This window comes from Streptomyces anatolicus (assembly GCF_019400875.1).
Classification (GTDB): domain Bacteria; phylum Actinomycetota; class Actinomycetes; order Streptomycetales; family Streptomycetaceae; genus Streptomyces; species Streptomyces anatolicus.
The window spans coordinates 1-5,448 of sequence record NZ_WMBF01000432.1 but is presented as its reverse complement, the minus strand read 5'-3'; the positions used below and the strand labels follow the sequence as shown (position 1 = coordinate 5,448).

The following is a 5,448-nucleotide window of genomic DNA, read 5'->3' as shown; positions in this document are numbered from 1 at the left end:
GGTCAGGTGCGGTGGGGGCATGGGGCCTGTCACTTCCTTGTCGACGGTGGGGCGACGCGCCCCCGCGAGGGTCGCGGGCGCCTACGCTGCGCAAACGCGCCCCGTAAGGGGCGCGGGGAACGGCGCGAGCAACCACGACGCACCTGCGGGCGGGGGCGGCCCCGTAGGGGGCGCGGGGAACGGCGCGAGCAACCACGACGCACCTGCGGATGGGGACGTGCCCCGTAAGGGGCGCGGGGAACGGCGCGACAAGCCACGCCGGACCCGCACAGGCCACCCGGCACCCGACACTCGACCCACGACGGGCACAGGGCGCCAAGAAGACCCGACCTCACACGACCTCGACCCGATGCGTCCGCCCCCGGGAGCCCCCGACCCGCACAGTCACCACAGGCCGCCGCCCCACAGCCACCACCACCGTGTCATCCGCCCGCCGCACCTCCCGCACAGGGAACGGAAGTTCAACCCTCACCGTCACCCCTACACGACCCGGATCGGACACCGCCACCGACGCCCCCTCAGGCCCTCGCCGCACCAGGACCATGCAGGGCCCCGAAGCCGTCAGCCCGGCCACCGTCCCCGACCGCCAGAAGTGCGCGGCGAACAGCCCGGCCCGCCGCGCCTCGACGGCCTGCGCGGTCGCGTCGTTGGCCACGATCCGCACTGGCCGGGCCTGCGCCCAGGAGGCGGTCGCGGACGCACTCGCGCCGGGCAACAGGACATAGGCGTACGAAGCCGCGTCAGGCGAGACACCATGGTCCAGCCACAACGAGAGATAGCGGCGCCGCACCAACGCGGCGCTACCCCCCGTATCCGCCCCCGTATTGATCTCCCGCCAGCTGCCGGTCCGCTCCTCGCGCAGGGCATGCAGGCCGAGGCCGCCCACCCGGCCGGGGTGAGCGGGGAAGACGTAACCGCCGGTGCCTTCCAGGTGGACCCAGCGCGCGGCGTCGAACCGCGCGGTCCAGCCCTGGTGACCCGGTTGCCCGCGACCGTCCACGGTCAGCGCCGGAGCGGTGGCCCCGGGCGCGTGCAGATTGCGGTTCTCGACGACCGTCTCGACCGTACGGCCGTCGCTCGCGCTGATGCCCGCGCCGAGCGCGACGACGGCGTTGTCGAGGCAGAACCACGCCTTGTGCGCCCGCAGAGTGCTGCCGTCGGCGAGGAGTTCCATGGCCGCCGCGCCGTAGTGGCCGTCGAGGGTCGCGCCGCCCGCCACGGCGTTTCGCGGGCGGTACGTCGAGGTGCCGGCGCCGGAGCCGATGTCGGCACGCGCGCGGGTGTCGACGGTCGTGCCCGGCAGGCGGTACGGATCCACGGTCGCCCAGAAGCCGTCACCGAACTGCCCGAGGTCGTCGCCGTCGTACAGATAGGTCATGCCGTCGCCGGTGTACCAGCCGTGCAGGTTCTCGCCGTTGCCCGCCTCGTACGCGGCGATCCGCTTCGAGGAGAGCGACAGCGTCAGGGCCCAGCCGGGGCGCCGGTGCACCACGCGGTCCATGTCGGCGAAGGTGAAGTGACCGGTGAGCCGGGCGGTGGCGGGGATCGAGGGGTCGTCGAGCACGGCCTTGGCGCGGGCCAGCGCGGGGATGCCGACCAGACCCAGGTAGGGGGTGTTCCTGTTGCGCCGGATCCAGCCCTTGGCGAGCGCCCGCCAGCGGCGCGCGTACGTGTCCGGGGCGCCGGAGGCGAGTTGGAGGATGTGGGAGAGCGCCGCCGCGCCGTCGTTGTGGTCCCGTGCCTTCTCCCGGGATATCGCCCGGCCGCGCAGCGCGTCCATCATCAGCCCGTCGAAGATCACCGGCGCGAACGTCCGGTCCACGGCGTCGTACAGCACGGACGTCTTCGGGTCGGTGACCGCCCACGGAGAGCCCGCGAGCAGCGCGATCAGCTGCGCGGCGCTGCCGAGCAGGACACTGCCGTACGTGCCCGTGTACGCGACGGAGCCGTGCTGCACGAACGAGCCGTCCTCGTAGAAGCCGTCGCCCGAAGTGACGTACTTGAAGAGGCTGTTCCTGCCGCTGTCCCGCACGTCGGACAGGCCGTCGCGCGCCAGCGCCACCGTGGCGGGGTCCCGGGTGAGCAGGCCGCGCAGGGCCACGATCACGGCCTTGTCGGCGCGGTTGGCGCCGGTCTCCGAGAGCGAGGGGGAGTGGGTGCGGCGGTCGGGGTCCGGGCAGAACTTCGCGACCGTTGCCGTGTACGCGGCGAGGTCGGCGGCGGGCATCCGCTCGCGCAGCAGGACGCAGGTGTCCATCAGCGCGCGGGGCGCCCCGACCTCCCAGAACCACCAGTTACCGGACTCCGGGCGGCCCGGGTGGTAGCCGGTGGAGTGCAGGAAACGCAGCGCGTCGAGCAGTACGTCCACGACCTCCGCGCTCGCGACCTCTGTGCTCGCGACCTGCGCGCTCGCGCTGTCGCTGAGGGAGGTGCCGGGCGTGGCCCAGGCCGTGGCGAGGGTGCGCAGGCGGGTGTAGCTCTGCCCGAAGTGGGCGGGGTCGGAGGCGGGGGAGAGGTCGGGCCACAGCGCGGTCCTGCCCGCGGAGCGGTCCAACTGCCGCCACCAGGTGGCCGCCTGGGTGTCCAGCGTCTTGAGCGCGGCGGCGAAGTCGGGGTCCTCGGCGTCGAACGCGCCGCCGGTCAGCTGGGTCGCGGCGCGGGCGAGGAGCGGGTCGTAGGTGTCGTCGCGGTCGGCGGCCCGCGCCGTTCCGCCCGCCGTCACCGATACGACGGCGGACGCCGCCCCGGCCGCGAGGAGTACGCGACGGCTGGGCCCGGTGGGCCCGGAAAGAGGCAGCGGCATGCGAACTCCCAGGGGTGTCGGGATGGTCGATGCGACAGCATGTAAGCGGTTGCTATGAGGCGCAAGAGGATCGGACGGCTTTCTCTGATTTCTGTCAGGGGTGGACCGTGAGGCGGGTCCTGTGGGGAGAGTTGTACGGGTGTCGGAGGTATTGACGTGGCAGTAAGCGTTTACTACTTTGCCGCCCGATGACGCCGTACAGCCGTACAGCCGTACAGACGAAGGAAGCCGCATGACCGACCTCCGGCTCGGCGTTCTCGGATACGGGCTGCGCGGCTCGCTCGCCCGTACCGCCCACCGGCCGGGGGCGGGCTCCCGCGTGACCGCGCTGGCCGAGCACGACGCGGCCGCCCGGGCGGCGGCGGGCGTGGCGTTCCCCGGCGCCCTGATATCCGGTGACCATCGCAAGGTCGTCGAGGGCCCGGACGTGGACGCGGTCGTGGTCCTCACCCCCGACCACACCCACGCGGCCCTCGCCTGCGAGGCGCTGCGTGCAGGCAAGCCCGTCTTCGTCGAGAAACCCCTGGAGATCAGCGTCGAGGCGTGCGACGACATCCTGAGGACCGCGTACGAAACCGGCACGCGGCTCTACGTGGGACACAACATGCGCCACATGCCGGTCGTCCGCCTGATGCGCGGCCTCATCGGAAGCGGTGCGATCGGCGAGGTGAAGACCGTCTGGATACGGCACTTCGTCGGGTACGGCGGCGACTGGTACTTCAAGGACTGGCACGCCGAACGGCGTTGCACCACAGGCCTGTTGCTCCAGAAGGCCGCCCACGATATCGACGTACTGCACTGGCTCGCCGAGGGTTACACCCGCCAGGTGCAGGCCCTCGGCGCCCTCATGGTCTACGGCGACAACCCGCACCGCCGCCCGCCGGGCGCGCCCAGGGCCGACGACTGGTACACGAAGGACGGCCACTGGCCGCCGCACACCCAGCGCGGCCTCAACCCCGTCATCGACGTCGAGGACGTCTCCCTCGTCAACCTGCGCCTGGACAACGGCGTGCTCGCCGCCTACCAGCAGTGCCACTTCACCCCCGACTACTGGCGCAACTACACCGTCATCGGCGACGCGGGCCGTCTGGAGAACTTCGGCGACGGGCCCGGTGGAGTGGTCAAGGTGTGGAACACGCGCCGCTCCGGCTACCGAGGCGACGCCGACGCCACCCATCCGGTGCCGGATGTCCAGGACGAGGGCGGGCACGGTGGTGCGGATCCGCTGCTCGTCGCGGAGTTCGTCCGCTTCGTACGTGAAGGAGGCCGCACCGACACGTCGCCGGTCGCGGCGCGGATGGCGGTGGCGGCGGGCGTGGGCGCGACGCGGTCGCTGCGGGACGGCGGGAGACCGCGCGAGGTGCCCGCCCTGGATCCGGCCCTGATCGCCTATTTCGAACGCGGTCAGCTCCGCTGACCCGAATTCGCCGAGGTCTGAAGGAAACCTGCGAGGCCGCTTAAGAAATCCTCGATGGACCGTGGCGCCTCCTTAAGGAAGATTCCTGTGCCGTCGGGTCAAGAAGCGAAGTGCAGTACGACGGGAGCCGTTGCGTTGAAGGCGCTGGTCAAGGAGAAAGCGGAGCCGGGACTCTGGCTGATGGACGTGCCGGAGCCGGTCATCGGCCATGGCGACGTCCTGATCAAGGTGCTCCGCACCGGGGTCTGCGGCACTGATCTGCACATCCGGGACTGGGACGGCTGGGCGCAGCAGTCGGTGGCCGCGCCGCTGGTGGTCGGACACGAGTTCGTCGGCGAGGTCGTGGAGACCGGCCGCGATGTCGCCGAGATCAAGATCGGCGACCGGGTCAGCGGCGAGGGTCACCTGGTGTGCGGCAAGTGCCGCAACTGCCTGGCCGGCCGGCGCCACCTGTGCCGCGCCACGGTCGGCCTCGGCGTGGGGCGCAACGGCGCCTTCGCGGAGTACGTCGCGTTGCCCGCCGCCAACGTATGGGTGCACCGCGTCCCGGTCGACCTCGACGTGGCCGCGATCTTCGACCCGTTCGGCAACGCCGTGCACACTGCCCTGTCCTTCCCGCTGGTCGGCGAGGACGTGCTGATCACCGGGGCCGGACCGATCGGCCTGATGGCGGCCGCCGTCGCCCGCCACGCCGGCGCCCGCAATGTCGTGATCACCGACGTCAGCGAGGAGCGCCTGGAACTGGCCCGCAAGGTCGGCGTCAGCCTCGCGCTCAACGTGGCGGACGCGCCGATCGCCGAGGGCCAGCGCGCGCTCGGCCTGCGCGAGGGCTTCGACGTCGGCCTGGAGATGTCCGGCAACCCGCGCGCGATGCGCGACATGGTCGCCAACATGACCCACGGCGGCAAGATCGCCATGCTCGGCCTGCCGGCCGAGGAGTTCGCCGTCGACTGGTCGCGGATCGTCACCTCGATGATCACGATCAAGGGCATCTACGGCCGCGAGATGTTCGAGACCTGGTACGCGATGTCCGTGCTGCTCGAAGGCGGCCTCGACCTGGCCCCCGTCATCACGGGCCGGTACGGCTACCGCGACTTCGAGGCGGCGTTCGAGGACGCGGCGAGCGGGCGCGGCGGCAAGGTCATCCTCGACTGGACCGGCTGACCGGCTGACCGGCTGGACCGGCTGACCCGCCCCGGGTCGTAGCCACCCTCGCCTCGCTCCGGTC

The 5,448-nt window shown here is 71.9% G+C and carries 3 protein-coding genes; 2 read left to right on the top strand and 1 reads right to left on the bottom strand.

Annotated features, from left to right (window positions below; translation table 11 throughout):
* Nucleotides 1-331 precede the first annotated feature (331 nt).
* A complete protein-coding gene (locus GKQ77_RS26755; protein ID WP_219691499.1) occupies nt 332-2,803 on the bottom strand; it encodes a polysaccharide lyase 8 family protein in 2,472 nt (823 codons plus the stop codon).
* Nucleotides 2,804-3,035: 232 nt separating this feature from the next.
* Between GKQ77_RS26755 and GKQ77_RS26750 the strand changes: the two genes are divergently transcribed.
* Together GKQ77_RS26750 and tdh are read left to right on the top strand one after the other, a co-directional pair.
* Complete coding sequence (locus tag GKQ77_RS26750; protein ID WP_219691498.1) at nt 3,036-4,220, top strand: Gfo/Idh/MocA family protein; 1,185 nt, start codon at nt 3,036-3,038, stop codon at nt 4,218-4,220.
* Nucleotides 4,221-4,355: 135 nt separating this feature from the next.
* A complete protein-coding gene (tdh, locus tag GKQ77_RS26745) occupies nt 4,356-5,384 on the top strand; it encodes an L-threonine 3-dehydrogenase (protein WP_219691497.1) in 1,029 nt (342 codons plus the stop codon).
* Nucleotides 5,385-5,448 lie beyond the last annotated feature (64 nt).

Coding starts and splice junctions, on each gene's coding strand:
- GKQ77_RS26750 (WP_219691498.1), top strand. CDS start 3,036: ATGACCGACCTCCGGCTCGGCGTTCTCGGATACGGGCTGCGCGGCTCG.
- GKQ77_RS26755 (WP_219691499.1), bottom strand. CDS start 2,803: ATGCCGCTGCCTCTTTCCGGGCCCACCGGGCCCAGCCGTCGCGTACTC.